General features: G+C 71.7%; 28 protein-coding genes. 2 read left to right on the forward strand and 26 right to left on the reverse strand.

Annotated elements, in window-relative coordinates:
• Positions 1-279 precede the first annotated feature (279 nt).
• The 5 genes from ACLJPL_RS11190 to rpsB all read right to left on the reverse strand — a co-directional run bounded on the left by ACLJPL_RS11190 (position 280) and on the right by rpsB (position 4819).
• Positions 280-1365 carry a phosphatidate cytidylyltransferase gene (locus tag ACLJPL_RS11190; protein ID WP_411080628.1) on the reverse strand — a complete coding sequence of 362 codons (1086 nt, stop codon included), beginning with the start codon at positions 1363-1365 and terminating at the stop codon, positions 280-282.
• Positions 1365-1922 (reverse strand): ribosome recycling factor, encoded by a 558-nt coding sequence (gene frr, locus ACLJPL_RS11195; RefSeq protein ID WP_018509617.1) that lies wholly within the window; start codon positions 1920-1922, stop codon positions 1365-1367. Before frr ends, ACLJPL_RS11190 begins: the two co-directional genes overlap by 1 nt.
• A 116-nt stretch (positions 1923-2038) precedes the next feature.
• On the reverse strand, positions 2039-2815 hold the full coding sequence (pyrH, locus tag ACLJPL_RS11200) for a UMP kinase (protein WP_411080629.1): 777 nt from the start codon (positions 2813-2815) through the stop codon (positions 2039-2041).
• 159 nt (positions 2816-2974) lie between these two features.
• A complete protein-coding gene (tsf, locus tag ACLJPL_RS11205; protein ID WP_411080630.1) occupies positions 2975-3811 on the reverse strand; it encodes a translation elongation factor Ts in 837 nt (278 codons plus the stop codon).
• Between the two features lie 99 nt (positions 3812-3910).
• On the reverse strand, positions 3911-4819 hold the full coding sequence (gene rpsB / locus ACLJPL_RS11210; protein WP_411080631.1) for a 30S ribosomal protein S2: 909 nt from the start codon (positions 4817-4819) through the stop codon (positions 3911-3913).
• A 276-nt stretch (positions 4820-5095) separates the two neighbouring features.
• Here rpsB and ACLJPL_RS11215 point away from each other — a divergent pair, with 276 nt between their 5' ends.
• Entirely contained in the window at positions 5096-6079 is a 984-nt protein-coding gene (locus ACLJPL_RS11215; protein WP_411080632.1) for a murein hydrolase activator EnvC family protein, read from the forward strand.
• On the opposite strand, the gene ACLJPL_RS11220 is transcribed toward ACLJPL_RS11215, so the two are convergent.
• The 17 genes from ACLJPL_RS11220 to ACLJPL_RS11300 all read right to left on the reverse strand — a co-directional run bounded on the left by ACLJPL_RS11220 (position 6030) and on the right by ACLJPL_RS11300 (position 19030).
• Positions 6030-6587: a TetR/AcrR family transcriptional regulator gene (locus tag ACLJPL_RS11220; RefSeq protein WP_411080973.1), complete on the reverse strand. Its 558-nt coding sequence runs from the start codon at positions 6585-6587 to the stop codon at positions 6030-6032. The two genes, ACLJPL_RS11215 and ACLJPL_RS11220, sit on opposite strands and share 50 nt — an antisense overlap.
• A gap of 96 nt (positions 6588-6683) precedes the next feature.
• Positions 6684-7520, reverse strand: coding sequence for an RNA polymerase sigma factor WhiG (gene whiG, locus ACLJPL_RS11225; RefSeq protein WP_109163368.1), 837 nt, complete (start codon positions 7518-7520; stop codon positions 6684-6686).
• A gap of 254 nt (positions 7521-7774) precedes the next feature.
• On the reverse strand, positions 7775-8887 hold the full coding sequence (gene dprA, locus ACLJPL_RS11230; RefSeq protein ID WP_411080974.1) for a DNA-processing protein DprA: 1113 nt from the start codon (positions 8885-8887) through the stop codon (positions 7775-7777).
• A 98-nt stretch (positions 8888-8985) separates the two neighbouring features.
• A complete protein-coding gene (locus tag ACLJPL_RS11235; protein WP_411080633.1) occupies positions 8986-10608 on the reverse strand; it encodes a YifB family Mg chelatase-like AAA ATPase in 1623 nt (540 codons plus the stop codon).
• Positions 10608-10967, reverse strand: a complete 360-nt coding sequence (locus tag ACLJPL_RS11240; RefSeq protein ID WP_411080634.1) for a YraN family protein — start codon at positions 10965-10967, stop codon at positions 10608-10610. The genes ACLJPL_RS11235 and ACLJPL_RS11240 overlap by 1 nt, the downstream gene beginning before the upstream one ends.
• Positions 10968-11130: 163 nt before the next feature.
• Positions 11131-11439 (reverse strand): DUF2469 domain-containing protein, encoded by a 309-nt coding sequence (locus ACLJPL_RS11245; RefSeq protein WP_003965949.1) that lies wholly within the window; start codon positions 11437-11439, stop codon positions 11131-11133.
• Positions 11440-11503: 64 nt separating this feature from the next.
• Positions 11504-11992, reverse strand: coding sequence for an NUDIX hydrolase (locus ACLJPL_RS11250; protein WP_411080635.1), 489 nt, complete (start codon positions 11990-11992; stop codon positions 11504-11506).
• Entirely contained in the window at positions 11989-12747 is a 759-nt protein-coding gene (lepB, locus tag ACLJPL_RS11255; protein ID WP_411080636.1) for a signal peptidase I, read from the reverse strand. The genes ACLJPL_RS11250 and lepB (ACLJPL_RS11255) overlap by 4 nt, the downstream gene beginning before the upstream one ends.
• Positions 12748-12797: 50 nt before the next feature.
• Entirely contained in the window at positions 12798-13736 is a 939-nt protein-coding gene (gene lepB / locus ACLJPL_RS11260) for a signal peptidase I (protein ID WP_411080975.1), read from the reverse strand.
• Positions 13618-14715 carry a signal peptidase I gene (lepB, locus tag ACLJPL_RS11265; protein WP_411080637.1) on the reverse strand — a complete coding sequence of 366 codons (1098 nt, stop codon included), beginning with the start codon at positions 14713-14715 and terminating at the stop codon, positions 13618-13620. Before lepB (ACLJPL_RS11265) ends, lepB (ACLJPL_RS11260) begins: the two co-directional genes overlap by 119 nt.
• Entirely contained in the window at positions 14708-15481 is a 774-nt protein-coding gene (lepB, locus tag ACLJPL_RS11270) for a signal peptidase I (RefSeq protein WP_411080638.1), read from the reverse strand. The genes lepB (ACLJPL_RS11265) and lepB (ACLJPL_RS11270) overlap by 8 nt, the downstream gene beginning before the upstream one ends.
• 71 nt (positions 15482-15552) lie before the next feature.
• A complete protein-coding gene (gene rplS, locus ACLJPL_RS11275) occupies positions 15553-15903 on the reverse strand; it encodes a 50S ribosomal protein L19 (protein WP_411080639.1) in 351 nt (116 codons plus the stop codon).
• 129 nt (positions 15904-16032) lie between these two features.
• Positions 16033-16854 (reverse strand): tRNA (guanosine(37)-N1)-methyltransferase TrmD, encoded by an 822-nt coding sequence (gene trmD, locus ACLJPL_RS11280; protein WP_411080640.1) that lies wholly within the window; start codon positions 16852-16854, stop codon positions 16033-16035.
• On the reverse strand, positions 16854-17477 hold the full coding sequence (rimM, locus tag ACLJPL_RS11285) for a ribosome maturation factor RimM (protein ID WP_411080641.1): 624 nt from the start codon (positions 17475-17477) through the stop codon (positions 16854-16856). Before rimM ends, trmD begins: the two co-directional genes overlap by 1 nt.
• A gap of 119 nt (positions 17478-17596) precedes the next feature.
• Positions 17597-17836, reverse strand: coding sequence for an RNA-binding protein (locus ACLJPL_RS11290; RefSeq protein WP_003980229.1), 240 nt, complete (start codon positions 17834-17836; stop codon positions 17597-17599).
• A 2-nt stretch (positions 17837-17838) separates the two neighbouring features.
• Positions 17839-18279 (reverse strand): 30S ribosomal protein S16, encoded by a 441-nt coding sequence (gene rpsP, locus ACLJPL_RS11295; protein WP_015611678.1) that lies wholly within the window; start codon positions 18277-18279, stop codon positions 17839-17841.
• A gap of 157 nt (positions 18280-18436) precedes the next feature.
• A complete protein-coding gene (locus ACLJPL_RS11300; protein ID WP_018509633.1) occupies positions 18437-19030 on the reverse strand; it encodes a hypothetical protein in 594 nt (197 codons plus the stop codon).
• 592 nt (positions 19031-19622) lie between these two features.
• On the opposite strand from ACLJPL_RS11300, the gene ACLJPL_RS11305 reads away from it, so the two are divergent.
• On the forward strand, positions 19623-20489 hold the full coding sequence (locus ACLJPL_RS11305; RefSeq protein ID WP_411080642.1) for a class I SAM-dependent methyltransferase: 867 nt from the start codon (positions 19623-19625) through the stop codon (positions 20487-20489).
• A gap of 160 nt (positions 20490-20649) precedes the next feature.
• Here ACLJPL_RS11305 and ffh read toward each other — a convergent pair whose 3' ends face one another.
• The 4 genes from ffh to ACLJPL_RS11325 all read right to left on the reverse strand — a co-directional run bounded on the left by ffh (position 20650) and on the right by ACLJPL_RS11325 (position 26752).
• Positions 20650-22209, reverse strand: a complete 1560-nt coding sequence (ffh, locus tag ACLJPL_RS11310) for a signal recognition particle protein (RefSeq protein WP_411080643.1) — start codon at positions 22207-22209, stop codon at positions 20650-20652.
• A gap of 292 nt (positions 22210-22501) precedes the next feature.
• On the reverse strand, positions 22502-24964 hold the full coding sequence (locus ACLJPL_RS11315) for a [protein-PII] uridylyltransferase (protein ID WP_411080644.1): 2463 nt from the start codon (positions 24962-24964) through the stop codon (positions 22502-22504).
• Positions 24965-25064: 100 nt separating this feature from the next.
• Positions 25065-25403 (reverse strand): P-II family nitrogen regulator, encoded by a 339-nt coding sequence (locus tag ACLJPL_RS11320; RefSeq protein WP_003965965.1) that lies wholly within the window; start codon positions 25401-25403, stop codon positions 25065-25067.
• On the reverse strand, positions 25400-26752 hold the full coding sequence (locus tag ACLJPL_RS11325) for an ammonium transporter (RefSeq protein WP_411080645.1): 1353 nt from the start codon (positions 26750-26752) through the stop codon (positions 25400-25402). The genes ACLJPL_RS11320 and ACLJPL_RS11325 overlap by 4 nt, the downstream gene beginning before the upstream one ends.
• Between the last annotated feature and the right edge of the window lie 219 nt (positions 26753-26971).

Genomic DNA, 26971 nt, shown 5'->3' on the forward strand with positions numbered 1-26971 from the left:
CCATCTGAGAGCCCTCCGCGTCACGCGGGAGGGCTCTCAGTCATGTGCGCCGTTCGACGGGACGGCCCAGGGGCAGGTCGCAGGGCTCGAGCGGGCCCCGTTCCCGCCCTACGCACTGATCAGGAACCTCAGGCCCGCGGCGTACCGCGGCTCTCCGGACCCCGGCATGGTTCGTTCAGCGGTCGCAGCATACGAGTGAGGGCCCGTCGCCCCGTGGACGACGGACCCTCACTCGTAGAACGTGCAGGTGAACCGTGCTGCGCGGACCTGCGCGGGCGCTCAGCCCGAGCCGACGAACAGCACCAGCAGCAGCCAGACCACCGGCGCGGTCGGCAGCAGCGAGTCGAGCCGGTCCATGATGCCGCCGTGACCGGGGAGCAGGGTGCCCATGTCCTTGATCCCGAGGTCCCGCTTGATCATGGACTCGCCCAGGTCGCCGAGGGTGGCGCTGACGGCGACCGCGAGGCCGAGCAGCAGCCCCTGCCACCAGGCGCCGCCGTCGATCAGGAACTCCATGCACAGCGCGCCCGCGGCCATCGCGAAGGCCACGGCCCCGAGCAGGCCCTCGCGGGTCTTGCCGGGGCTGATGCGGGGGGCGAGCTTGTGGGTGCCGAAGCGCCAGCCGACCGCGTACGCGCCGGTGTCGCTGACGACCGTGAGGACGAGGAAGGTCAGCACCCGCCAGGACCCGTCGTCCGCCGTCAGCATCAGGGCGACGAAGGTGGCCAGGAACGGTACGTAGAACGCGGCGAAGACCCCGGCCGTGACGTCCTTGAGGTATCCCTCCGGCGGCTCGCTCATCCGCCAGACCAGCACCGCCAGAGCGGTCAAGGCCATGGCGACCCAGGCCCCCTCCGCGCCGCGCGCGTAGCCGGCGACGACCATCGCGGCCCCGCCGACTGCCAGCGGAATCAGGGGGGCCTTGATGCCCTTCTGCTCCTGGAGCCGGGAGGTGAGCTCCCAGAGGCCGACGACGACGGCGAGGGCGATCACCCCGACGAAGACGGCCTTCACGACGAACAGCGAGGCGACGATGACGGCGCCGAGCCCGACGCCGACCCCTATGGCGGCGCGCAGATCGCGTCCCGCGCGCTTCTTCTGCGGCGGGGGCGGCAGCGGGGTGGACATGGGCTCCTGCGGCTTCTCGTCACGGAACAGGGGGTCGCTGACGTGCGCGGCGTCCCTGCCCCGGTCGTCGCGGTTCTCTGCGTCTCTACCTGCGTCGGGAAAGTCCGGCACGTTGGGCATGGGCCGAGTCTGCTGGGCTTCATGCACATCGTAGGCGGGACCCGCCGGAGCAGCCCCCATCTCGGGGGCTCCCCGGTAACCGGCTCCCTGCGGTGCGCCCCAGGAAGAGTCGTTCATCAGACTTCGAGCAGCTCGGCTTCCTTGTGCTTGAGCAGCTCGTCCACCTGCGCGACGTACTTCGCGGTGGTGTCGTCGAGCTCCTTCTCGGCGCGGCGCACCTCGTCCTCGCCGGACTCCTTGTCCTTGACGAGCTTGTCGAGGGCTTCCTTGGCCTTGCGGCGGATGGAGCGGATCGAGATCTTGGAGTCCTCGGCCTTGGTCTTGGCGACCTTGATGTACTCCTTGCGGCGGTCCTGGGTGAGCTCGGGGAACGTCACCCGGATGATGTTGCCGTCGTTGCTCGGGTTGACACCGAGGTCGGAGTCACGGATCGCCTGCTCGATGTTGCGCAGCGCGGTCTTGTCGAACGGCGTCACGACGGCCATCCGCGGCTCGGGAACCGAGAACGACGCCAGCTGGTTGATCGGGGTCAGCGCGCCGTAGTAGTCGGCGACGATCTTGTTGAACATCGCCGGGTGCGCACGGCCGGTACGGATCGCGGCGAAGTCTTCTTTCGCGACGACGACGGCCTTCTCCATCTTCTCCTCGGCCTCGAGGAGGATTTCTTCGATCACCACGTGCTCCTGCGTGTCTTGAGCGGGCCCGTCGTCGACGGGCCCTGCGGGTCCTGCGTCGCGTCCTCACCTGCACGGTGTCCGACCGGCAGGCCGTTGTCCATCCTGGGGGGCCGTCAGGCCCGGGTGCTCTCGTCGCTGACGAGCGTGCCGATCTTCTCACCCTTGACGGCACGGGCGATATTGCCCTCGACGGTCAGCTCGAAGACGAGGATCGGGAGCTTGTTGTCGCGGCAGAGCGTGATGGCGGTGGCGTCGGCGACCTTCAGGTCGCGCGTGATCACCTCGCCGTACTCCAGCGCGTCGAACTTCACCGCGTCGGGGTTGGCCTTCGGGTCGGAGTCGTACACCCCGTCCACGCCGTTCTTCCCCATGAGCAGCGCCTCGGCGTCGATCTCCAGGGCACGCTGGGCGGCGGTGGTGTCGGTGGAGAAGTACGGCATGCCCATGCCGGCGCCGAAGATGACCACGCGCCCCTTCTCCAGGTGCCGCACAGCACGGAGCGGGATGTACGGCTCGGCGACCTGCCCCATGGTGATGGCGGTCTGGACGCGCGAGTCGATGCCTTCCTTCTCCAGGAAGTCCTGGAGCGCCAGGCAGTTCATGACGGTGCCGAGCATGCCCATGTAGTCGGACCGGGCCCGGTCCATGCCGCGCTGCTGGAGCTCGGCGCCGCGGAAGAAGTTGCCTCCCCCGATGACCACCGCGATCTCCGCGCCGTCGCGTACGACGGCGGCGATCTCGCGGGCGATGGTGTGCACGACGTCGGGGTCGACGCCGAGGCCGCCGCCACCGGCGAATGCCTCCCCGGAGAGCTTCAGCATGAAGCGCCCGGAAAACGTGCCGTTGTCGCGCTTGTCGTCAGCCTGGATGGCGTCCGCGCCCTTGTCCATGGAAATTCTCCTCGTGCACATACGAAGAAGGCCATTGCCGGTGGGTCTGGTGTCCCTACAGCGGCAATGGCCTCCTCGTCAGATCTGCGGTCGTCCGGCAGAGTGCGGCCGTCGACTGCACCAGACCCTATCGGGTCGAGTGCTGTTCGCCGGACGGACTCAGATGCCGACCTTGATGCGCGAGAAGCGCTTCAGGGTGACACCGGCCTCGTCCAGGACCTTCTGGACGGACTTCTTGGCGTCCAGCGCGTACGGCTGGCCGAGGAGGGTGGCCTCCTTGAAGAAGCCGTTGACGCGACCCTCGACGATCTTCGGGAGAGCGGCCTCGGGCTTGCCCTCGGCGCGCGTGGTCTCCTCGGCGACGCGGCGCTCGGCCTCGACGATCTCGGCCGGGACGTCCTCGCGGGAGAGGTACTTCGGGGCGAACGCGGCGATGTGCTGCGCGATGCCCTTGGCCAGCTCGGCGTCGGCCTTGTCCAGCTCGACCAGAACACCGATCTGCGGGGGCAGGTCGGGCATGGTGCGGTGCATGTACACGGAGACGAAGTCGCCGGTGAACTGCGCGAAGCGGTCCAGGACGATCTTCTCGCCGAGGTTGGCGTTGGCCTCGTCCACGTATGCCTGGACGGTCTTGCCGGGCTCGATCTCGGAGGCGAGGAGCGCGGCGATGTCGGCCGGGGAGGTGGCGGCGACGTGCGCGGCGAGCGCGTTGGCGACGGCCTGGAACTTGTCGCCCTTGGCGACGAAGTCCGTCTCGCACTTCAGCTCGAGCAGAACGCCGGACGTCTTGTCCTCGGAGATGAGGGAGACGACGGCGCCGTTCTCGGCAGAGCGGCCCTCGCGCTTGGCGACGCCCTTCTGGCCCTTGATACGGAGCGCCTCGACGGCCTTGTCGACGCTGCCATCGGCCTCGTCGAGCGCCTTCTTGCAGTCCATCATGCCGGCGCCGGTGAGCTCGCGGAGCTTCTTGACGTCAGCGGCGGTGTAGTTCGCCATGAGTCTGTATGTCTCTTTCGAAGTCTGAAAGATCTACGGGTGAACGGCGGGGGCGACGCTTGTGGCGTCGGCCCCCGCCGTCAGCAGCCGTGACGGGTGTCAGGCCTGCTCGGCGTCCGCGTCGGCGGCCTCGGCCTCTGCGACGGCCTCGGCCGGCTTCTCGGCGTCGGCGACCTTCTCGGTCTCGGCGGAGGACTGGACCTCGGCGTCAGCCGCGGTCTCGTCCTTCTTGTCGCCCTCGAGCAGGTCGCGCTCCCACTCGGCCAGCGGCTCGCCGACAGCCTTCTCGCCCGGCTTCGAGTCACCGGTGGCAGCGCCGGAACGGGCGATGAGGCCCTCGGCGACGGCGTCGGCGATCACGCGGGTGAGCAGGGTGACGGAGCGGATCGCGTCGTCGTTGCCCGGGATCTTGTAGTCGACCTCGTCGGGGTCGCAGTTGGTGTCGAGGATCGCGACGACCGGGATGTGGAGCTTGCGCGCCTCACCGACGGCGATGTGCTCCTTCTTGGTGTCGACGATCCAGACGGCGCTGGGCACCTTCTGCATCTCGCGGATACCACCGAGGGTCTTCTCCAGCTTGGCCTTCTCGCGCGAGAGGACCAGGAGCTCCTTCTTGGTGAGGCCGGAGGCGGCCACGTCCTCGAAGTCGATGAGCTCGAGCTCCTTCAGACGCTGAAGGCGCTTGTAGACGGTGGAGAAGTTGGTGAGCATGCCACCGAGCCAACGCTGGTTGACGTACGGCATGCCGACGCGCGTCGCCTGCTCGGCGATGGCCTCCTGGGCCTGCTTCTTCGTACCCACGAACATGATGGAGCCGCCGTGGGCGACGGTCTCCTTGACGAACTCGTAGGCGCGGTCGATGTACGACAGCGACTGGAGCAGGTCGATGATGTAGATGCCGTTGCGCTCGGTGAAGATGAAGCGCTTCATCTTCGGGTTCCAGCGACGGGTCTGGTGACCGAAGTGGACGCCGCTTTCCAGCAGCTCCCGCATCGTGACGACGGCCATGGCCGTACTCCTTGAGGTACTCGGTTATCGCGATCGCAGGATTGCGTTCGCGCCTGACGCCCCGACGCGCCGTGCCACAAGGGACCGAGGAGCGCGGCCACCGTCCGGAAGAGGGAGGTGGCGGGGCGTGCGAAGTCGACCCGGTGACCCGGATCGCCACAAGAAGTGTACGGGACACGCCGGGTGCCGGGTGACGGCGATATCCACAACCGGGGAGTAGTCCACAGGCACGGTCCGCGATCCCCGGAATCCGGCCCTCCGGGGGACCGTTGTCGCATGCGAATCCTGCTCCGCACGCCCGGCCCGCGCCGCGTCCGCGTGCCGATGTCCCTGCTGACGCGTCCACGCGTTCGCCCGCTCCTGCCCGGGCGTCCGGCCCTGGCCTGCGCCGCGCTGCTGGTCGCGGCCCTGGTGGTGGCCGCGCTGCCGCCCCCGCGAACCGGTGAGGCCATCGGTGCGCGGCTGCTGCCCGCCGCACGGGCCGAAGAGCCCCCACCGCCCGGACCGGATGCGGAGGCGGCGGACCCCTCGCCGGCGCCCGGGCCGGCCGAGGACCAGAACGCGGAGGGCGCCCAGGACACCCGGGACCGGGCCACCGAGGACGCTGATGCGGCCGAGGAGTCGTTCGCGGAACGTGACGGCGGCCCGGTCTGGCCGCTGGCCGGCAGACCTGCGGTGTTACGGGGGTGGGAGCCGCCCGCCGGCCCGTACGGGCCCGGCCACCGCGGCGTCGACCTGGCGGCGCGCCCGGGCGCCGCCGTCCTGGCCGCCGCCACCGGCCGGGTCTCGTTCGCGGGGCCGGTGGCCGGGCGCGGGGTGGTGGTCGTCGAGCTGGCCGGGAGCGGGACGCCCCCGCTGCGCACGACGTACGAGCCGGTGCGGGCGCTGGTCGAGAAGGGCGACGCCGTGGTGGCGGGCGGGCCGGTCGGGCTGCTGGAAGCGGGGCCGTTCCACGGTGGTTCGGGCTGCCTGCACTGGGGGCTGCGGCGGGGCAAGGACTATCTGAACCCGCTCTCGCTGCTGCCGCGGTCCCTCCTGCGGCGCGGCCCCTCCCGGCTGCTGCCGGTGTACGGGGTGCCCGAACCGCCGGGCACGGCAAGGTTCGGGGGCGGCGGGGTCAGGGGGGTCGCGCCCGGGGGCGCGGCGACGCCAGCGGGCGCGGTGCTCAGGCGCTCAGCCCTCGGGGACCTCGCGCCGGCGAGCGCCGTGCTCAGCCGCGTACGCCGCGCAGGACCATCGCGACGGCGGCGTCCGCGATGACGTCCGGCTCCTCCGCCACGCTCAGCTCGATACGGCGCACGGCGGCGTCCACCGACCCCTGCAGAAGCATCGCGGCCAGCCTCGGCTGCGTGTGGCCGAGGTCGCCCAGCGCCTCGACGATCATGGCGATCAGGCCGCCGTGCGCGGCGCGGATCTTCTCCCGGGCGCCGGCGTCCAGCTCGCTCGCGGAGATCGCGACGACCGCCCGGTGGCGGCGGTCCCCGACCAGGTCGAGCTGCCGGCGCACATACGCCTCGATCTTCGCCTCAGGGGTGTCCGCCCGCTGCATGGCGTTCTCGACCTCGGCCGCCCAGACGGGGAAGTCGACGGCGCAGAGCTCCTCGACGACCGCGGCGCGGGAGCGGAAGTACTCGTACACGGAGGACCGGGCGAGGCCCGTGCGCTCGGCGAGTGCGGGGAAGGTCAACGCCTCCGTACCGCCCTCGGACAGCAGGGAGCGCGCGGCGTCCAGGAGGGCGCCGCGCTGCATGGTCCGGTGCTCGGCCACGGAGGCCGCTCGAATCCTGGGCACGCATCCACTCTACGGCGGCAGGCCCCCGGGGGAAGGGCTCAGTCTCTGTTCCGGTGACCGGGGCCGGGACGTTCAGCGTCCGGCATCGGCCAGTTTGGCCCGGAGCTGGAGCACGGATTTGGTGTGGATCTGGCTGACCCGGCTCTCGGTCACGCCGAGGACGTTGCCGATCTCCGCGAGGGTCAGGCCCTCGTAGTAGTAGAGGGTCACGACGGTCTTCTCCCGGTCGGGCAGCGTGTTGATGGCGCGCGCGAGCAGCCGTCTGAGCTCGCGGTCCTCGGCGACCTCCACCGGATTGTCGGCGGCGGTGTCCTCCAGGGTGTCCATCAGGCTCAGCCGGTCGCCGCCCTCGCCGCCGACGTGCAGCAGCTCCTCCAGGGCGACCACGTTGGCCAGCGACAACTGGCTGAAAACGGCGTGCAGTTCCTCCAGCGCGATGCCCATCTCCGAAGCGACTTCGGACTCGGAGGGGGTGCGTCTGAGCTGCGCCTCCAGCGTGGCGTAGGCGCGCTCCACGTTCCGCGCCTTCTGCCGGACGGAGCGGGGAATCCAGTCGAGCGCCCGCAGTTCGTCGATCATCGCGCCGCGGATCCTGGTGATCGCGTACGTCTCGAACTTGATGGCCCGCTCGATGTCGAACTTCTCGATGGCGTCGATCAGTCCGAAGACCCCGGAGGAGACGAAGTCGGCCTGCTCGACGTTGGACGGCAGCCCCACACTCACGCGGCCCGCCACGTACTTGACGAGCGGCGAGTAGTGCAGGATCAGCTGCTCCCGCAGCCGCTCGTCGCCCGAGGTCTTGTACGAGCGCCACAGCTCGTCGAGCGAGGAGGGGGCGGGAGGACGCACAGTGCCACGCGCAACGGGTGGTACTGCCGCGCGGTCAGACCCGGAGGTGTGCTGGGGCATGTGGTGCCTTGAGCCGTTCTGCCGTGAAGTGCTGAGGGACTTTTGTCTGGGGCGGAATCCTTGTGAGCGTAGCGTGACTGCATTGTCGCAGTCCGCGCAGGAGCGGAGATCCGTGCTGCGTGATTGCGTTCTGCCGTTCACGCTGTCCGGGCCTGCCGTGGAGCGACGCCGTCACCCCCGGCACCGGCCCCGGACAGGTCACCGACCGATCGTGCGAGGTCATCGGCCTTACCTTTTCACCCGAATGCTCCAGGTCAAGGACCGCCTCGCCGCGCGTGGCCGCCGCGGGGGGTCGGACTCGTCAACCTCCAGGCGTCGCCCTCGCGTTCGACGAACCCCAGCGAGTGCAGTTCGTACAGTCGCCCGAGCGTTTCGTCGGTGGACGTCCCCGCGCTGCGGGCGAGGTCACGGGGGTGGGCGAGGCCGTGGTAGGGGAGGGCATCGAGGACCCTCGCCGCGGCCGCGTCCAGCCGGTCGCGGGGCAGCACCGGGCCGCGCCGGAGCGGAGCGAGGTCGCCGATGTCCCCGATCAGCTCGGCGACTTCGGACGCGTCGGTGACCAGCACCCCCTCACCGCGGAGCAACTCGTGCACACCGGCCGACAGTCCGCTGGTCGCGGGGCCGGGCACCCCCATCGCGAACCGGCCGAGCCGCTGCGCCTGACGGGCGGTGACCAGGGAACCGCTGCGGTACTCGGCCTCCACGACGACCGTGCCCCTGGTCAGGGCGGCGATGACCCGGTTGCGCAGGACGAATCTGCTGCGGGTCGGGTGGGATCCCGGCGGCAACTCCGCGACCAGGAGGCCCTGTTGCGCCAGGCGTCCGATCAACTCCGTGTGGCCCCGCGGGTAGGGGACGTCGACGCCGCAGGCCAGCACCGCCGTCGTCGCGCCTCCCACGGCCAGGACGCCGCGATGGGCGGCTCCGTCGACCCCGAACGCGGCGCCCGACACCACCACCCAGCCGCGCTCCGCGAGCCCCGCACCGAGGGTCGCCGCCATATGCGCCCCGTACGGCGTGCAGGCCCGCGCGCCGACCACCGCGACCGAGCGCAGGGACCACAGCCGCAGGTCCGGCCGGCCCCGCACCCAGAGCCCGACAGGCCGTGCGTCCCCCAGGTCGTCGAGCTGGCTGGGCCACTCCCCCTCCCCCGGGCAGACGAAGCGCCCGCCCACCGCCTCGACCGCCGCGAGGTCCCGCCCGGGTTCGGCCGCCGCAGCGCGGAGCCGGTAGCCGTCGAGGCGTACGGCGGTCATCCCCGGCAGCTTCTCCGCGGAGCCGTCCGCGACCCGCAGCATCCGGGACAGCTCGACGGCGCCGACCTGCCGCAGCCACCTGCCGGCCTTCTCGTCCCCCGGCTCCAGCACCCGGGTCAACGCGGCCCGCGCCGTCCGCTCGGGGCCATCCCCTCGTCCTGCCCGCTCCCGGCGCGGGCCGAGCTCCCGGCTTCCCGCCTCCACCCCGCTCACCGCGCCCCCGCCCCCATCGGCGCCCCGCGCTGGATGCCGGTCCGCAACTCCAGGGCCACCGCGACGTCCTGGGCCTCCGGCCGCCCCGCGCCCCGCAGGTCCGCCACCGTCCAGGCGACCCGCAGCACCCGGTCCAGGCCCCGGGCCGTGAGGATCCCGCGCTCCAGGTCCCGCTCCGCCGAGGCCAGCGCCCCGGGGGCCGCGAGCAGCCGGGTCCGCAGCTCATGGCCGGGGACCTCGCTGTTGGTGGTCCAGGGGGTGCCGGTCAGCCGCGCGGCCGCCCGCTCCCTGGCCTCCCGCACCCGCCCGGCGACCACGGCCGTGGACTCGCCCCGCTCGCCCTGCCCCAGCAGATCCGCGCGGTCGACCGGCTCCACCTCGACCCGCAGGTCCACCCGGTCGAGCAGCGGGCCCGAGAGCCGCGCCTGATAGCGGCGGACGGTCGAGGGCGGGCACTCGCAGCCCGCGCCGGAGAGGGTGTGCCGTCCGCAGGGACAGGGATTGGCGGCCAGCACCATCAGGAACCGGGCGGGCAGCCGCACCACTCCGGCCGCCCGGGCGACCACCACGTGGCCGGACTCCAGGGGCTGGCGCAGCGCGTCGAGGGCCTTGCCCGAGAATTCGGGGGCCTCGTCCAGAAAGAGCACCCCCCGATGGGCGAGCGAGACGGCTCCGGGCCTGGGCATCCCGTTGCCCCCGCCGACCAGCGACTGCATCGTCGCCGAGTGGTGCGGGGCGCAGTAGGGCGCCCGGGAGACGAGTGGTTCACCCGGGGGGAGGATGCCCGCCACGGAGTGGACCGCCGTCACTTCGAGGGATTCCTGTCGGGTCAGCGGCGGCAGGACCGCCGACAGCCGCTCGGCCAGCATGGTCTTGCCCGCACCCGGCGGGCCCGAGAACAGCAGATGGTGTCCCCCGGCCGCCGCCACCTCCAGGGCCTTGCGCGGACGCGGTTGTCCCGCGACGTCCGCCAGGTCCGGGCGGTGCCCGTCGCCGCGTGAAGAGGCAGGGGCGAGCCCCGCGCCGAGGCCGGTGCCCGGGACCATGAGTCCGGCGAGCATGGCGTCGGGGCGTCCCCGGTCGGCGACGGCTTCGTCAGGGACCGGTTCGTCGCACAGGACGGCGATGAGCTGGCGCAGGCTGCGGACGCCGAGGACCGAGACGCCCGGCACCAGGGCGGCCTCCCCCGCCGTCTGTTCGGGGACGACGACGTGCTCGTATCCGGCTTCGGCCGCGGCGAGGACGGCGGGGAGCACGCCCCGTACGGGACGCACCCGGCCGTCCAGGCCCAGTTCGCCGATCATCACCACGTCGGCGATGGAGGCGGGGTCGATCCGCTCCGCGGCGCCGAGGACGGCGCACGCGACGGCGAGGTCGAAACCGGAGCCGCCCTTGGGGACGGAGGCCGGGGACAGTCCGACCGTGAGCTTCTTCTGCGGCCACTCGGCCCCGGAATTGACCACTGCGGCCCGCACCCGGTCCCGGCTCTCGACCAGGCTCTTGTCCGGCAGCCCCACCAGCGTGAAGGCCGCGACGCCGGGCTCCAGGTCCGCCTGGACCTCCACCACCACGCCCTCGACGCCGACCAGCGCCACAGAACACGCCCGTGCGTACGCCATCAGGACACCCCCCGCGCGTGCTCGGTGAGCGGGGCCCCGTACCAAGGCACGATCACCCCGACCAGATCGATCCGGACCCCGCCGGCCGGTGGTCCGCCGTGCTGGTCGAGCCAGATCTCGGCCAGCCGCCGCAGCCGGTCCGCCTTGGCCGGGGTGACCGCGGCCATCGGGTGTTCGAACGCGTCCGACCTGCGGGTCTTCACCTCGCAGAAGACCAGTGCGTCACCGTCCCACGCGACGATGTCGACCTCTCCGGCGCGACAGCGCCAGTTGCGCTCGATCACGGCCATTCCGGCGTCGGTCAGCAGCCGCGCCGCCAGATCCTCGCCGTACCGCCCGAGTGCCCCCCGTGCGTTCATTTCGGCACCACCTCCGGAACCGACTCTGACCCGGCCGGACCGAAGTTGTGGATCTTGGTGGATAACCTTCCCGATGTGGAAAACCCGGCCACCCACACGGGTGACCGGGTCTGTACCGCATCTCGCACGAATCGGCGGCCCCGGGCCTGCGGGCCGCGCGGGGTCAGCCTCCCGGAAGTTCCAGATCGCTCTTGTTGAGCTCTTCGATGTTGACGTCCTTGAAGGTCAGCACACGGACCTGCTTGACGAATCTCGCGGGCCGGTACATGTCCCAGACCCAGGCGTCCGCCATGGACACCTCGAAGAAAACCTCACCCTGGACGGAGTGCACCTGCATCTCGTAGTCGTTGGTGAGGTAGAAGCGCCGTTCGGTCTCGATCACATATTTGAACAGACCGACGACATCGCGGTACTCCCGGTAGAGCTTCAGCTCCATCTCGGTCTCGTACTTCTCGAGGTCCTCGGCGCTCATGGCATGTTTCCCCTTCAGCCGTGCGTTCCCCCATTGTGCGTCAGCCTCCGGCGCCCCCGAACGATCAGACGATTTCGGGGGCCAGGACCAGCGGATCACGTGGGGAACCCTCGTCGAGGAGCGTGCGCAGCAGCTCGGCGAGTCTGGTCGGGTACACCGTCTCACGGGCCGCGAGAAGTTCGGCGGAGGTCCACCACCTCAGACCGGAGACGCTGCGCAGCTCCAGTTCGGTCAGGCCCCGCGGGTCGGTGGCGGTCTGTGCCGTACGGGCCAGGAAGTACCACTCGTCCTGGTCCCAGCGCCGCCCGTCGAACGGGAAGGAGCAGATCCGCTTCCAGATCACCGGCCCCAGCTCGACGTCGGTGATCCCGGTCTCCTCGGCCAGCTCGCGGCGGGCCGCCTCCTGGCGGGTCTCGTCGCCCTCCAGACCGCCGCCGGGCGTGAACCACCAGGAGTCCCGCGGGTCGCCCGGCTCATGGCCGTGCAGCAGGAGTACGCGGTCGTCGGGGTCCAGGAGGACCACCCGGGCGACCCTGCGCGTCGCACCGGTCACCCAGCGCCTCCGGCGGCCCGTTCACGGCGGCGGGCGGAGCGGGCGGCGACGGGACCGTAGGCCGCGCCGCCCAGGATGAGCACCAGGCCCACCAGCGCCGCGCCCACCTGGAGCGGGAGCGGGCCGGGTGCGGAGACCCCGCCGGGCAGCGCGGCGAACGACTCGGGGCGGCCGATCATGCCGTTCAGCGGCCAGGCCACCGCGTCGACCCGGGCCTGGACGGCGCTCAGGGGTACGGAGCCCTGGCCGGCGTCCTCCAGGTGGACCCGGGAGTCCAGGGAGGTGGACCGCTCGTCGCCGAGCAGGAAGATCTGGCCCTCGGGCACCTCGGCGGAGAACTTCTGCGGCGAGGCGGGCGCCCGGGCACCCTCGGCGGCGAGGCCGGGGCTCAGATAGGGCTCCTCGACGGGGGTTCCGTCGACGGTGAGCCGGCCGCCCTCGTCGCAGCAGGCCACCGTGTCCCCGCCGACGCCGACCACGCGCTTCACCATGGGGGTGTCGCCCCAGACGCTGTCGGTGAACACCACCACGTCACCGCGCCGGACGTCAGCGCCGTCCATCCGCTCCGCGAGCACCCGGTCCCCGGCGTTCACCGTGGGGGACATCGACGCGGTGGGAACCGTATAGGGCTTGTACACCACCGCGCCCCAGAGGAACCCGCCGAGGAAGAGCACACAGCCGACGGCCACGGCCAGGCCCGACACCATGGCGCCGAGCCGGCCGCGGCCGTCGTCCTTGCGTTGCGTACCGCTCATCCCAGCGCTCCCCCATCGGAGATCGACAATCGCTGATCCGAGTCGGCACCCTACCCGGCGGTACGCCCGGCGGTCAGCCTCCTGCGCCGCCACAGCACGAGGGGCAACGCACCGGCTACGCCCAGTGCGGCCGGGACCGTGGCGGCGGCCGCGTTCAGACCCGGCTGGTCGAAGGTGCCGGGGACCGGAAGGGTCGCCCAGCGGCCCACGGGCCAGGCGACGACGATCGCGCGGCCGACGACCTCGTCCTCGGAGACCGTGCCCTGGCCGGGAAGCTCCTGGTGGTAGCGGGAGTCCAGGGAGTTCTGCCGGTGGTCGCCCATGACGAAGATCCGGCCCTCCTCCACCTTGATCGGGCCGAACGGCTTGTCGTTGCACGGGGTGTTCCCCGGGAAGATGAACGACTTCTCGTCCAGGGCCTTCCCGTTGACCGTGACCGGCCCGTTCTCCTTGCACTCGACGGTGTCGCCGCCGATCGCGATGACCCGCTTGATCAGGTCCTTCTCCTCGGAGGAGGGCATCAGGCCGATGAAGCTCAGGAACTTCTGCGCCACGTTGGGCTCCGGGGTGGCGGCGTCCTCCAGCCAGCCGCCCGGGTCGTGGAAGACCACGACCTCGCCGCGCTTCGGCTCGCCGCCGAACCAGGGGGTCAGCTTGTCGACCAGCACCCGGTCGCCCCGCTGCAGGGTGTTCTGCATGGAGTCCGAGGGGATCGAGAACGCCTGGACCAGGAAGGTCTTGATCAACAACGCCAGAACGAGCGCGATACCGACGAGGAGCGGCAGCTCCACCCAGAAGGAACGCTGCCTCCTGGGCGGCCTGCCGCCGTTGCCGTCCGGGGTGCCACCGCCGTCGCCGGGAGTGCCCCCGTCACCGCCTGGAGCACCGCTGTCGCCGTCCGGCGGGGGCGTCGCCCCGCTCGCGGGAGACCCGTCGCGCTCCGGCCGGTCCTCGGGTTCGTCGCGTCCGGATCGTGCGCCGACCGCCAAATCCCCCACATCCACTCCTCAATACGTGCCACTGCCCGCGCCCGATCCGGTGCAGGCCCACCACTCCCATAACGAGCGGGAGTTCCGCAGGGGTCGGGAGCCGGACCATTCCGTATCGATCCAGGGTGGCAACCCTATGCGACGGCCCCGGATCAACGGCCTCCGCTCCGCTCGCCCGGGGCACCGCGGCGAAGGCCCCGCGCTGTTCCAGGGTGCTCCAGTTGCCGAGGGGCCAGGCGATCACCACGGCCCGTCCGACGACCCGGTCCTCGGAGACCGTGCCCTTGCCGGGCTCGTCGAGGTGGAAGCGGGAGTCGGCGGAGTTGGACCGGTGGTCGCCCAGCATGAAGAGGCGCCCCGGGGGGACCTCCACCTCGAACTGGACGGTGGAGGGCCTGTCGTCGGGGTGGAGGTAGGGCTCGGTCAGCGGTACGCCGTTGACCGTGACCCGGCCGTCCTCGCCGCAGCACTTCACGGTGTCGCCGCCGACCGCCACCACGCGTTTGATCAGGTCCTGTTCGCCGTCGGACGGCAGCAGACCGATGAAGCTCAACGCCTCGGTGACCTGCTTGACGCCGATCGGCGGGTCCTTCTTCTCGCCCGCGTTCTCGTGCTGGAGCCAGCCGCCGGGGTCCTTGAAGACGACGACGTCGCCGCGCTGCGGCTTCGACCCGAACCTCGATGTCAGCTTGTCCACCAGGACCCGGTCGCCGATCTTGATGGTCTGCTCCATCGATCCGGACGGGATGACGAACGCCTGGACCAGGAAGGTCTTCAGGACGAGCGCGATCAGCAGCGCCAGGACGATGAGGACCGGTATCTCCTTCACCGCGGATCTGCGGCGCTTGCGTCTGACCTTCTTGGCGAGCTTGCGGCGCTCGGCCCGGGTCGGCAGCGAGCGGGGCGCGGTGGGACGGCTTCCGGTCGGCAGGGACGCGTCGGGGTCCGGGGCGCCGCGCGGGCGCCCTCGGTTACCCATGAGCCCTGCCGGGATCCCGTACGCCGTCGAAGGCGCCGGTCCCCTCCAGCTCACCGACCCGGGCGGGCGGCCAGCCCAGCCAGTCCACCCGGCCGGTCACGCGCTCGACGGGGACCATGCCGCCGCCGGGCGATCCGAGGCGGTCGCGGGAGTCGCTGGAGCGGCTGCGGTGGTCGCCCATCATCCACAGCGTGCCCCGCGGCACGACGATGTCGAAGGGCGCCCGGGAGGCGGCGTCCCCGGCGTGGAGGTACGTCTCGTCCACCGGCGACCCGTTCACCTGGAGCCTCCCCCGCGCGTCGCAGCAGACGACGCGGTCGCCGCCCACGCCCACCACGCGCTTCACGAAGTCGGTGTCGGCGGGCTCCGCGAGGCCCAGGGAGGCCGCGGCACCGCGCACCAGCGCGGCCACCGGGTTCTCGTCCGGGTCCTCACCGACGAAGGAACCGGTCCCGTCGAAGACCACGACGTCGCCCCGCTCGGGCACGGCGCCGAAGCGGTACGCCAGCTTGTTGACGAGCACCCGGTCCCCGACCCGCAGCGTGGGCTCCATCGAGCCGCTGGGGATCAGGAAGGGCTGGACCACGAAGGCGCTGAACAGCAGCACCGTGACCGCGCCCGCCACCCCCGCGACGAGGATGCGTCGCCGCCGGCGGCGTACCAGGGCGAAAACGCTCCGGACACGCGAGAAGCGCGACCCCTCCCCGGACCCGGTACGGGTTTCCGAGGAGCGATCGCGCTCCGAGTGCTCTGCTTGCGTGTCCATCGCGGCCGAATCCTATCCGGCCGCCCTGTGGACGCCAGGGGGCGCCGTGCCGGTCACCCCGTGGACGCGGCTCAGTTGTCGCGCTTCTCCTTGATCTTCGCGGCCTTGCCGCGGAGCTCACGGAGGAAGTACAGCTTGGCACGGCGGACGTCACCGCGGCTGACCAGCTCGATCTTCTCGAAGATCGGGCTGTGGACCGGGAAGGTGCGCTCGACGCCGACGCTGAAGGAGACCTTGCGGACCGTGAAGGTCTCGCTGACGCCCGAGCCCTGGCGGCGGATGACGATGCCCTTGAACTGCTGGATACGGGAGCGGTTGCCCTCGATCACGCGCACGTGGACGTTGACGGTGTCACCGGGGCGGAACGCCGGGAGGTCCGTGCGGAGGGAGGCGGAGTTGACGCCATCGAGCAGGGAGGTCATGAGTTCTGCTTTCTTCGCCGATGCCACAGGTCATCGACGGGATATCGAGAGGAGTTCGGAGTGCTGATCGCGTCGGGCGGGCGTCTTTCCCCCTGTGGCAGGGGCGCACACCGGACGTACAGCAGCGGCCTATTCTTCCACGGCGGACGGCCTGCGCCAAAATCGGCCGCCGGGCTCCGGGGCGAAGCCGAGGATGGAGAGGATCTCGCGGTCCTTCTTGTCGAAGGCGCTCGCCTCGCACCGCTCGATCAGGTCGGGCCGGTTGAGGGCGGTACGGGCGAACGCCTGGTCGCGCCGCCAGCGCGCGATCTTCCCGTGGTGGCCGCTGAGCAGGACGTCCGGGATGCCCCGGCCGCGCCACTCGGGCGGCTTGGTGTAGACGGGGCCCTCCAGCAGATCGGCCATCGCGCCGGGGGCGAAGGAGTCGTCGCGGTGCGATTCGGCGTTGCCGAGGACGCCGGGCAGCAGCCGGGCCACGGCCTCCGTGATCACCAGGACGGCGGCTTCCCCGCCGGCCAGCACATAGTCGCCGATGGAGACCTCGACGACCGGGAGGCGGGTGGCGTACTCGTCGACCACCCGGCGGTCGATGCCCTCGTACCGCGCCGGGGTGAAGACCAGCCAGGGCTTGGCGGAGAGCTCGACGGCCAGCTCCTGTGTGAACGGGCGGCCGCTGGGCGTGGGCACGACCAGGACCGGGGTGTGCGCGCCGGACTCGTACCCGTCCGCCAGCGCCTCGTCCAGCGCGTCCCCCCAGGGCTCGGTCTTCATGACCATGCCGGGACCGCCGCCGTAGGGGGTGTCGTCGACCGTGTTGTGCCGGTCGTACGTCCACTCCCGCAGGTCGTGGACGTGGACGTCGAGCACGCCGCGGGCGCGGGCCTTGCCGACCAGGGAGACGTTCAGCGGGTCCAGGTACTCGGGGAAGATCGTGACGACGTCGAGCCGCATCAGGCGTCGCCCTTCGGCGCCTCGTCCTCGCCCGCGTCCCCGGAGGCAGCGTCCGCGGAGCCCGCGCCCCCGGAGGCCGCCTCCTCGTCGCGGGAGGAGGCCACCACGGCCTCGCTCTCGTCGATCAGGCCGGGCGGCGGGGTGATGACCGCGCGCTGCTCCTCCAGGTCGATCCCGGTGACGATCTCCTCCACGAAGGGGATCATCACCTCGCTGCCGTCCGGGCGCTCCACGATGAACAGGTCCTGCGAGGGCAGGTGGGAGATCTCGGTGATCCGGCCGATCTCGGTGCCGTCCGCGAGGACGACGTCCAGGTCGATGAGCTGATGGTCGTAGAACTCCTCGGGGTCCTCCGGAAGTTCCTCCGGGTCCACCTCGGCGATCAGCAGGGTGTTGCGCAGGGCCTCCGCGCCCGTGCGGTCACGCACGCCCTCGAAGCGCAGCAGCAGCCTGCCGCTGTGCACCCGGCCCGTCTCGATCGTCAGCGGGCCGGTGGCCGCCGGGTCGGTGGCCAGGACGGCGCCGGGTCCGAGCCGCAGCTCCGGCTCGTCCGTTCGTACCTCGACGGTGACCTCGCCCTTGATGCCGTGGGCGCGGCCGATCCGCGCAACTACCAACTGCACGCTGTCTCTCCGATGGATGGGTTACGGACGTGGACCGGGGGAACGTCCGGGGTGGCCGACGACAAAGGCCGGGGACGGCTCGAAAGCCCTCCCCGGCCCTGGCCGGTGTTCAACTGCGGTCAGCGGACCTGGTCCACGTCGACGAGGTCGACCCGGATGCCACGGCCGCCGATGGCGCCCACGACGGTCCGCAGAGCGCGAGCGGTGCGGCCGTTGCGGCCGATCACCTTGCCGAGGTCGTCGGGGTGGACCCGGACCTCCAGCACGCGCCCGCGGCGCAGGGTGCGCGAGGCCACCTGCACGTCGTCGGGGTTGTCGACGATGCCCTTCACGAGGTGCTCGAGAGCCTCCTCGAGCATGCTCAGGCCTCGGTCGACTCGGTGGACGCGGCAGCGTCAGCCGCCTCGTCCGCCTTCTTGTCGGACTTCTTGGCCTTGGGAGTGATGGCCTCACCCTTGGCCTCGTCACCGTCCGAGGACAGCGCCTCGAACAGGGCACGCTTGTCAGCCTTGGGCTCCGGCTGCAGCAGCGGCGCGGGGGCCGGGAGGCCCTTGTGGGCCTGCCAGTCACCGGTGAGCTTCAGGATCGCGAGGACCGGCTCGGTCGGCTGGGCGCCGACGGACAGCCAGTACTGCGCGCGCTCTGCGTTGACCTCGATGCGCGAGGGATTCTGCACCGGGTGGTACAGGCCGATCTCCTCGATGGCCCGGCCGTCACGGCGGGTACGGGAGTCGGCGACGACGATGCGGTAGTGAGGCGAACGGATCTTGCCCAGACGCTTCAGCTTGATCTTGACTGCCACGGGAGTGGTGTCTCCTGGTCTATGACGTGGTTGGGCACAACTAGATGCCACGTGGGGTTGCGGTACTCGGAGTGCCCGATGGACGCGTCAGCCGGAGGAGAGAGGGGTCCTGTGCGACTGTCGAGTACAGCTAGCCATTGTGCCACACCACAGCTGCTCACCCCACCGCGACCGCCGCTTCCGGGATCTGGAACGGCTTGCCGCAGCCACCGCAGACGATCGGCGCCTGGGCCAGGACCGAGGGGACGACGCGGACGTTGCGTCCGCAGTCGCAGACGGCCTTGACCCGGACCCCGCCCCCGGAGGAACCGTGCCGGGCGGCAGGTCCGCGGAAGGAGCGCTTGGTGTCGGCGGCGGTGGCGACCGTGTGCGCCTTGAGGGCGCGCTGCAGCCGTTCAGTGGTCGGACGGTACCGGCGCTTGGCTTCCGGATTCAGCGTGACCAGGGAGAATCCGCTGCTGGGGTGGGGTTCCTCGGCATGATCGAGGCCCAGCTCCTCGGCGATCGCGAGGAAGCGTCGGTTGTGGTAGCGGCCGGCGCGGGAGGTGTCGCGGACTCCTCTCGCGGCGGCGATGCCGTGGACTGCCTCATGGAGCAGTCGCTCGAAGGAGAGCTCGGCGCCACAGGCGGACGAGGACTCTCCGATCAGGGACTCGGGCGCGGCTAGATCGGGCAGCTCGGGGTGGTACCGCTGAATGTCGGCCCACGCCTGCGCCAGCTCTGCGGCAAGTACAGGTGGTGTCGTGCTCACGTCGTGACAACGAGTCCGAGTGCCCTGGTGTTCCTATTCCGGGGCATCCCAAATAATTTGCACGTACCAGTCAGTTGCTCGTGATGTGTCCTCGATGCGTCCGGACGCGGGCGGGTGCGCCGAACTGCGGAGAAGACGCACAGCTCACACCAAGGTGGTGCACAGCGTTCGGTGCGCCCGGCGCGCGGGATGTGCGGTGCGCCGGCGCTCGGCGCCTCTTACGGGCCCCTGCGGCGAGGGTACCCGCCGGGCCGCTCGACGTGCCTGGCGGGCGGTGTCGGGTAAGACTGGTCCGAGGAGCAGACGCGGTACGAGGGCGTGTGCGGCCGAGTGCGCGTGCCGGGTGTCATCCGGCGGGCGACGGGGTCGACGGCAGGCCCTCGGTCCGGACCGGGCTCACGACGACGTGAAATGGCCTGGCGCGGTGGTCCGCCGGACGGGGCGCACGACCGGGGCACGCAAGCATTGCCCCACAACCCCTGGACGGAACGGCGGATGCGCAGTTCCCTGGCATACGGGGGGTGCGGACGTACGCACGCGGGGGCCGTCCACTCGGGCAAGACCGACCTCTTGGCGGATTGGGGCGCTTTCCATGACACGAACGCTCGTCCGGAACCACCGGGACGCGGATCCGTCCGCGCCGGCGGACGCCGGTACCCGTGCCCGCGACTGGGCCGAGATCCAGGAACGCATGCTGGCACCGCTCTACGAGGCGGTGTACGACCGGCTCGAGGTCGGACCCGCCACCCGGATGCTGTCGCTCGGCTGTGGCTCCGGGCTCGCCATGCTCGTCGCGGCGGCCCGGGGGGCGCACGTCACGGGCGTGGACTCCGACCGGGAGCGCCTCGCGCTGGCCCGCGAGCGGCTGCTGCCCGACGCGGACGGGGAGGGTGCGCCCGCGCATCCGGCGGGCGGCCGGGCCCGGCTGCACGACAGCGATCCCGCCACGGGCGGCGCGGAGGGTGCTCCGTACAACCTGATCACGGTGTTCGAGCCGATCGGCTGCGCGGCCGGCGACTCCGAGGGGCTGGCGCCCGCGCTGCGGTCGGCGGTGCCGCTGGCGGCCCGGGGCGCCACCGTGGTGCTGACCGGCTGGGGTCCGCCGGAGCGGTGCGCCACGGCGCCGGTGCTGCGGGTCGCGGCCCGGCTGGCGGAGTCCGCGCGACCGCCGCGCCCGGGAGGGTGGCGGCCGACGCTCCGGGACGATCTGGAGGAGGTGGCCGCGCGGGCGGGTCTGAAGCCGGACGGTTCGGGGCGGGTGTCCTGCCCGTTCGGGTACGCGGATCCGGACAGCGCGGTGCGGGGGCTGCTGTCCACCGGGCTCTTCGACGCGGCCGTACGGGCCACCGACCGGTCCCAGGTGGAGAAGGAGGTGGCGGAGGCGCTGCATCCGTACCGGCGGCCGGACGGCACGGTGTGGATGCCGAACGTCTTCCGCTATCTGGTCTGCACGACCTGACGGGCGACCGTTCGCGGCATGCGTAAGGGGCGCCCTTGAGAGAGGGCGCCCCTTACGCGTGGTTCCGGCGGGCCGGTCGATCCGGGAACGGGCCGGACAGCCCGGGAGACGGGCCGGTCAGCGAAACGGGCCGGTCAGCCCATGAACTGCTCGAAGCCGGTCAGCCCATGAACTTCTTGAACTCGTCCGGCAGCTCGAAGTTCTTGTCCTCCTGGGCCGGGAGCCCGAACGCCCCGCCCTGCGCGGCCGCGGCGGCCTGCTCGCGGCGCTCGGCGGCGGCGGCCTCCTCGGCCTTGCGCTTCATCGGGTTGCCGCTCTTGCGCTTGCCCTTGGCCTGCTTGATCTGCTTCTTCTGACGGCCGGGGCCGCCGCCCATGCCGGGCATCCCCGGCATTCCGGGCATGCCGCCGCCCTGGGCCATCTTCGACATCATCTTGCGGGCCTCGAAGAAGCGCTCCACCAGGCTCTTGACGGCGGAGACCTCGACGCCCGAGCCCTTGGCGATACGGGCCCGGCGCGAGCCGTTGATGATCGTCGGCTCGGCGCGCTCCTTGGGAGTCATCGACTTGATGATCGCGGCGGTGCGGTCGATGTCGCGCTCGTCGATGTTGTTGATCTGGTCCTTGATCTGCCCCATGCCGGGCAGCATCCCGAGCAGCTTGGAGATGGAGCCCATCTTGCGGACCTGCTCCATCTGGGCCAGGAAGTCGTCGAGGGTGAAGTCCTTGCCACCCTTGCTCGACTGGAGCTTCGAGGCCATTTTGGCGGCCTCTTCCTGGCTGAACGTCTTCTCCGCCTGCTCGATCAGGGTGAGCAGGTCACCCATGTCGAGGATGCGGGAGGCCATCCGGTCCGGGTGGAACGCGTCGAAGTCCTCCAGCTTCTCGCCGTTCGACGCGAACATGACCTGCTTGCCCGTGACATGGGCGATCGACAGGGCCGCACCGCCGCGGGCGTCGCCGTCGAGCTTGGAGAGCACCACGCCGTCGAAGCCGACGCCGTCGCGGAACGCCTCGGCGGTGTTGACCGCGTCCTGGCCGATCATCGCGTCGACGACGAAGAGGATCTCGTCGGGGCTGACGGCGTCGCGGATGTCCGCGGCCTGCCGCATCAGCTCCTGGTCGATGCCGAGGCGGCCGGCGGTGTCGACGATGACGATGTCGTGGACCTTGGCCTTGGCGAACTCGATGGAGTCCCTGGCCACCTGGACCGGGTCGCCGACGCCGTTGCCCGGCTCGGGGGCGTACACCGCGACGCCGGCGCGCTCGGCGACGACGCTCAGCTGGTTGACGGCGTTGGGGCGCTGGAGGTCGCAGGCGACGAGCAGCGGGGAGTGGCCCTGGCCCTTGAGCCAGAGGCCGAGCTTTCCGGCCAGCGTCGTCTTGCCGGCGCCCTGGAGGCCGGCGAGCATGATCACGGTGGGCGCGGTCTTGGCGAACCGCAGCCGCCGGGTCTCGCCGCCGAGGATGGAGACGAGCTCCTCGTTGACGATCTTGACGACCTGCTGGGCGGGGTTCAGCGCTTGGGAGACCTCGGCGCCGCGCGCCCGCTCCTTCACATTGGCGATGAAGGCCCGGACCACGGGCAGGGCGACGTCGGCTTCCAGCAGGGCGATACGGATCTCGCGTGCCGTGGCGTCGATGTCCGCCTCGGACAAGCGGCCCTTGCCCCTGAGGTTCTTGAAAGTCGCGCTAAGGCGGTCGGAGAGAGTATCGAACACGGCGCTCGTCGGTCCTCAGGGTCGGGGGCGGGGCAGGTCAATCGCCCTCCAGGGTATCCGTCCCCCGGAGAACACCAAGCCCTCGCCCGGATACGGAGCCGGGCGAGGGCCGTGCGGAGCTGTCGTGGGGGTGTCCTGCCGGCCCGGCCGGATCGGGGAGCGGGGTCCTCCGCCGTACGTCGCAAGGCGGAGGAGGGAGTCATGGCGGAGCCGCGCCGAGCGGCGACAACGCCGCGAGGCGGGGCGCCAGGGCACCGCGGAGCCCGGCGTGACCGGCAAGACCCCCCACGGGTCAGCCGAGGGCCTTCTCGACCTCCCGGGCGACCTCGGCGGCCCGGATCTCGGGCAGCGGTTCGCCATCGGTCCCGGTGACGTAGAAGGCGTCCACGGCGTTGGCGCCGAGGGTGGAGACATGGGCGCTGCGCACCCGTACGGCACTCTGCTCCAGGGCGTTGCCGATCCGGTGCAGCAGCCCCGGGGCGTCCTGGGCGCGGACCTCGATGACGGTGGCGAGCCGGGAACCCGCGGCGGCGACGGTCACCCGGGGCGGCGGGGCCTTCACGCCCCTGCGGCGCGGGTAGGCGGCCTCCCGCTCCGCGAGCCGGGCCCGGATGTCCAGGGAGCCGTCCAGGGCGCGTACGAGGTCGGCGCGGAGCCGGGCGGCCTGCGGGAGCGACCCGTACTCGGCTGCCACCCGCCAGCTGAGCAGCAGCAGGTCCACCGACCCGCCCACCTCGTCGGGGAGCTCCACCGCGCGCAGGTCGGCGGCGCGCACGGTGAGGCGGTGCAGGGCGAGGACTCCGGCGGCGGCGGGCAGCACGCCGGGGCGGTCGGGCAGGGCGATGAGCAGCTCGACGCCCACCGGTTCCACCTCGCCCTCCCCGGCGGGCTCTTCGGGCTGGGTGTGCAGGGTGAGGGCGGGCTCGCCGGTGCGCAGGGCCTCGATCGCGAGGCGTTCGTGCTCGGCGCTGGGCGCGGCCTCCTCCGGTTCCTCGGGGCTCTCCCCCGCGAGGACGGCGGCGACGCGTTTGACCAGGTCGGTGACGAGGGAGGCCCGCCAGGCGGACCAGGCGGCGGGTCCGGTGGCGAGCGCGTCGGCCTCGGTGAGGGCGTGCAGCAGCTCCAAAGTGGAGGCGGAGGAGACGGCTTCGGCGACCGACTGGACGGTGGCGGGGTCGTCCAGGTCGCGCCGGGTGGCGGTCTCGACGAGCAGGAGATGGTGGCGTACGAGGGTGGCGATGACGCCCACGTCGTGCTTGTCGAAGCCGATCCGGGTGGCCATGTCGCGGGCGATGACCTCGCCGGCCACCGAGTGGTCGCCGGGCCAGCCCTTGCCGATGTCGTGGAGGAGGGCGGCGACCAGGAGGAGGTCGGGTCGGTGGACGCGGCGGGTGAGGGAGGCGGCGCGGACGGCGGTCTCCACCAGGTGCCGGTCGACGGTCCAGGTGTGGACGGGGTTGCGCTGGGGGCGGCAGTGGACGCGTTCCCAGTCGGGCAGCAGCCGGGTGATGATCCCTTCCGCTTCGAGCGCCTCCCAGACGCCGATGGCGGCCTCCCCCGCGCCGAGCAGGGTGACGAGCTCCTCGCGGGCCTCGGGCGGCCACGGCACCGGCAGCGGCCGGACGGTGGTGGCGAGGTGGCGTACGAGGTGCCGGGAGAGCGGCAGCCCGGCCTCGGCCGCCGCCGCGGCGGCGCGCAGGGTGAGGACGGGGTCGCGGTCGGGGCGGGCGGCGCGGGCGAGGACGACCTCGCCGTCCGCCTCCACCACGCCGTCCGCGAGCGGGGCGCGCTCGGGGGCGGGCTTGGCCGAGACGCGGCCGCCGCCGAGCATGGCGCGGAGCCGGGGGCGGACCGAGCGGGCGCGCAGCACCCGGTTGACCTCGCGCCAGGTGACGTCGGTGGCGTACGAGACCGTCCGCGCGGCCTCGTACACCTGGCGCAGCAGCGCGTCGGCGTCGAGCAGCCCGAGCGCGTCCGCGACCTGGTCCTGTTCCTGGAGGGCGAGGCGGTCGGTGGCGCGCCCGGTCGTGAGGTGGAGGGCGTCGCGGGCGTCCAGGAGGGTGCGGCGGGCCTGGTCGAGCCCTTCGCGGGGGGCGTCCGCGACCCAGGAGGCGGCGACGGCGCGCAGGGCGGTGGCGTCGCGGAGGCCGCCGCGGGCCTCCTTGAGGTCGGGTTCCAGCAGGAACTGGAGCTCGCCCATCCGCTCGGCGCGCTCCTGGCAGAGCTCGTGGAGGGCGGGGAGGCGTTTGGGGGCCTGGTTGCGCCAGTCCGCGAGGATCGCGGTGCGCAGGGAGGCGACCAGGCCGAGGTCCCCGGCGACGGGGCGGGCGTCCAGCAGGCCGAGCTGGACCTTGAGGTCCTCCCCGGCCGTCCTGCGGGCCTCGCCGGGGGTGCGTACGGAGTGGTCGAGGGCCAGGCCCAGGTCCCAGACCGGGTACCAGACGCCGTCCGCGAGGGCGGCGAGCGCCGCGGCGTCGGCGCTGCCGTCGTGCAGGAGGAGCAGGTCGAGGTCGCTGCGCGGGGAGAGTTCGCCGCGGCCGTAGCCGCCGACCGCGACGAGGGCCGCGCCGCGGACCCCGGCGCGCTCCGCCGCCGCCGTGAACAGGCCGCTGAGCCAGTCGTCGGTGAGCTTGGCCAGGGCCGCACGGCGCGGCGGCCCGGACCGCACCTCCTGCTGGAGGAGGTGCAGCCGGGCCGCCGCGTAGCCGCTGGGTCCCGAGTCCTGGCTTTCGGTGCTCGCTTCGGTGCTCGTCACCCAGGTGCCTTCCGTTTGGCGGGCCGTCGGTCAGAGGGCTTCCGGCCGTTCGGCGGGGCCCTTCGGTCGAAGGGCGTCCGACCGTTCGGCGGTGCGTCCGTCAGAGGGCGTCCGGGCCGCGTTCGCCGGTCCGGACGCGGACGGCGGTCTCGACCGGGACGCTCCAGACCTTTCCGTCACCGATCTTGCCGGTACGGGCGGCCTTGACGACGACCTCGATGAGCTGTTCGGCGTCCTCGTCCTCGACGAGGACCTCGATGCGGATCTTGGGGACGAGGTCGACGGTGTACTCGGCGCCCCGGTAGACCTCGGTGTGGCCGCGCTGACGCCCGTAACCGCTGGCTTCGGTGACGGTGAGCCCCTGGACGCCGAATGCCTGGAGGGCCTCCTTGATCTCGTCCAGCCGGTGGGGCTTCACGACCGCGGTGATGAGCTTCATGCGTCCACCTTCTTCGCCTTCGGTGCTGCCGTCGTGTCCGTCGCGGGGGCGGTGGTGCGGGAGACCGTGCCGCCGCCGGCGCCGCTGAAGTCGTATGCGGTCTCGGCGTGCTCGACCTGGTCGATGCCGGAGACCTCGTCGTCCTCGGAGACCCGCATCCCGATGGTCTTGTGGAGGACCAGGGCGATGAGGCCGGAGACGACCAGAGAGTACGCGAGGACCGCGACGACCCCGACGACCTGCTTGCCGAGCTGGTCGACGCCGCCGCCGTAGAAGAGGCCCTTGGCGTCGGACTGGACACCGCCGGTGGCGAAGAAGCCGACCAGGATGGAGCCGATGACGCCGCCGACGAGGTGGACGCCGATGACGTCCAGGGAGTCGTCGTAGCCGAACTTGTACTTCAGGCCGACCGCCATGGCGCACAGGACACCGGCGATCGCGCCGACCGCGATGGCGCCGAGGGGGCTGACCGAACCGCCCGCGGGGGTGATGGCGACCAGACCCGAGACCGCGCCGGAGGCGGCGCCGAGGGTGGTGAAGGAGCCGTGGCGCAGCTTCTCGTAGACGAGCCAGCCGAGGACGGCGGCGGCGGTGGCGACCTGGGTGTTGAGGAACATGACCGCGCCGACGCCGTCGTCGTTGCCGAGCCAGGAACCGGCGTTGAAGCCGAACCAGCCGAACCACAGGAGGGCCGCGCCGAGCATGACGAGCGGCAGGCTGTGCGGCCGCATCGGGTCCTTCTTGAAGCCGATGCGCTTGCCGATGACGAGGATCACGCCGAGGGCCGCGGCGCCCGCGTTGATGTGGACCGCCGTACCGCCGGCGAAGTCGATGACGCCCATCTCGAACAGCCAGCCGCCCGAGCCCCAGACCCAGTGGGCGACGGGGAAGTAGACGATCGTGACCCACAGGACGATGAACAGCGCCCACGCGGTGAACTTCACGCGGTCGGCGAGCGCACCGCTGATCAGGGCCGGGGTGAGGATGGCGAACATCAGCTGGAAGGCGGCGAAGACGTACACCGGGATGGTGGTGCCGTCCCAGAGTTCGGTGATGCCGATGCCGCTGAGGCCGACGTAGTCGGAGCTCCAGCCGATGACGGAGCCGATGTCGGAGCCGAAGGCGAGGCTGAATCCGTAGAGCACCCACAGGATCGTGACGATCCCGAGGCTGATGAAGCTCATCATCAGCATGTTGAGGGTGCTCTTGACGCGGACCATGCCTCCGTAGAAGAAGGCCAGGCCGGGGGTCATGAGCATCACCAGGGCCGAGCAGATGAGCATGAACCCGGTGTTGGCGGCAGACAGCTCTGGGGCGTCTGCGGCAAGCGTCGTGATGCCTGGGGGCATCGGCGTCTCCTCGTCGTCGGAGCGGCCGCGGCGTGCGGGGGGAAGCTGCGGGACCACTGGGAAGGTGCGGGCCGGTCAGAGGGTGTCCGGCGGATCATGGCCGGAGACCGCCTGTGCGCCATGAGATTGGCGGAGCGCCGTTTCCGGGGATGCCGCACGATGTTTCGCGAGCGTGACGAAGAGGTGGTGCGTGTTACGTCGGAATGAATCCCGGGTGGC

It is taken from the genome of Streptomyces sp. cmx-18-6 (genome assembly GCF_046548915.1).
In the GTDB taxonomy this organism is placed as follows: Bacteria; Actinomycetota; Actinomycetes; order Streptomycetales; family Streptomycetaceae; genus Streptomyces.

Coding starts and splice junctions, on each gene's coding strand:
- ACLJPL_RS11190 (WP_411080628.1), bottom strand. CDS start 1,365: ATGAACGACTCTTCCTGGGGCGCACCGCAGGGAGCCGGTTACCGGGGA.
- pyrH (WP_411080629.1), bottom strand. CDS start 2,815: ATGGACAAGGGCGCGGACGCCATCCAGGCTGACGACAAGCGCGACAAC.
- tsf (WP_411080630.1), bottom strand. CDS start 3,811: ATGGCGAACTACACCGCCGCTGACGTCAAGAAGCTCCGCGAGCTCACC.
- rpsB (WP_411080631.1), bottom strand. CDS start 4,819: ATGGCCGTCGTCACGATGCGGGAGCTGCTGGAAAGCGGCGTCCACTTC.
- ACLJPL_RS11215 (WP_411080632.1), top strand. CDS start 5,096: ATGCGAATCCTGCTCCGCACGCCCGGCCCGCGCCGCGTCCGCGTGCCG.
- whiG (WP_109163368.1), bottom strand. CDS start 7,520: ATGCCCCAGCACACCTCCGGGTCTGACCGCGCGGCAGTACCACCCGTT.
- ACLJPL_RS11235 (WP_411080633.1), bottom strand. CDS start 10,608: ATGGCGTACGCACGGGCGTGTTCTGTGGCGCTGGTCGGCGTCGAGGGC.
- ACLJPL_RS11240 (WP_411080634.1), bottom strand. CDS start 10,967: ATGAACGCACGGGGGGCACTCGGGCGGTACGGCGAGGATCTGGCGGCG.
- ACLJPL_RS11245 (WP_003965949.1), bottom strand. CDS start 11,439: ATGAGCGCCGAGGACCTCGAGAAGTACGAGACCGAGATGGAGCTGAAG.
- lepB (WP_411080636.1), bottom strand. CDS start 12,747: ATGAGCGGTACGCAACGCAAGGACGACGGCCGCGGCCGGCTCGGCGCC.
- lepB (WP_411080637.1), bottom strand. CDS start 14,715: ATGGGTAACCGAGGGCGCCCGCGCGGCGCCCCGGACCCCGACGCGTCC.
- lepB (WP_411080638.1), bottom strand. CDS start 15,481: ATGGACACGCAAGCAGAGCACTCGGAGCGCGATCGCTCCTCGGAAACC.
- rplS (WP_411080639.1), bottom strand. CDS start 15,903: ATGACCTCCCTGCTCGATGGCGTCAACTCCGCCTCCCTCCGCACGGAC.
- trmD (WP_411080640.1), bottom strand. CDS start 16,854: ATGCGGCTCGACGTCGTCACGATCTTCCCCGAGTACCTGGACCCGCTG.
- ACLJPL_RS11290 (WP_003980229.1), bottom strand. CDS start 17,836: ATGCTCGAGGAGGCTCTCGAGCACCTCGTGAAGGGCATCGTCGACAAC.
- ACLJPL_RS11305 (WP_411080642.1), top strand. CDS start 19,623: ATGACACGAACGCTCGTCCGGAACCACCGGGACGCGGATCCGTCCGCG.
- ACLJPL_RS11320 (WP_003965965.1), bottom strand. CDS start 25,403: ATGAAGCTCATCACCGCGGTCGTGAAGCCCCACCGGCTGGACGAGATC.
- ACLJPL_RS11325 (WP_411080645.1), bottom strand. CDS start 26,752: ATGCCCCCAGGCATCACGACGCTTGCCGCAGACGCCCCAGAGCTGTCT.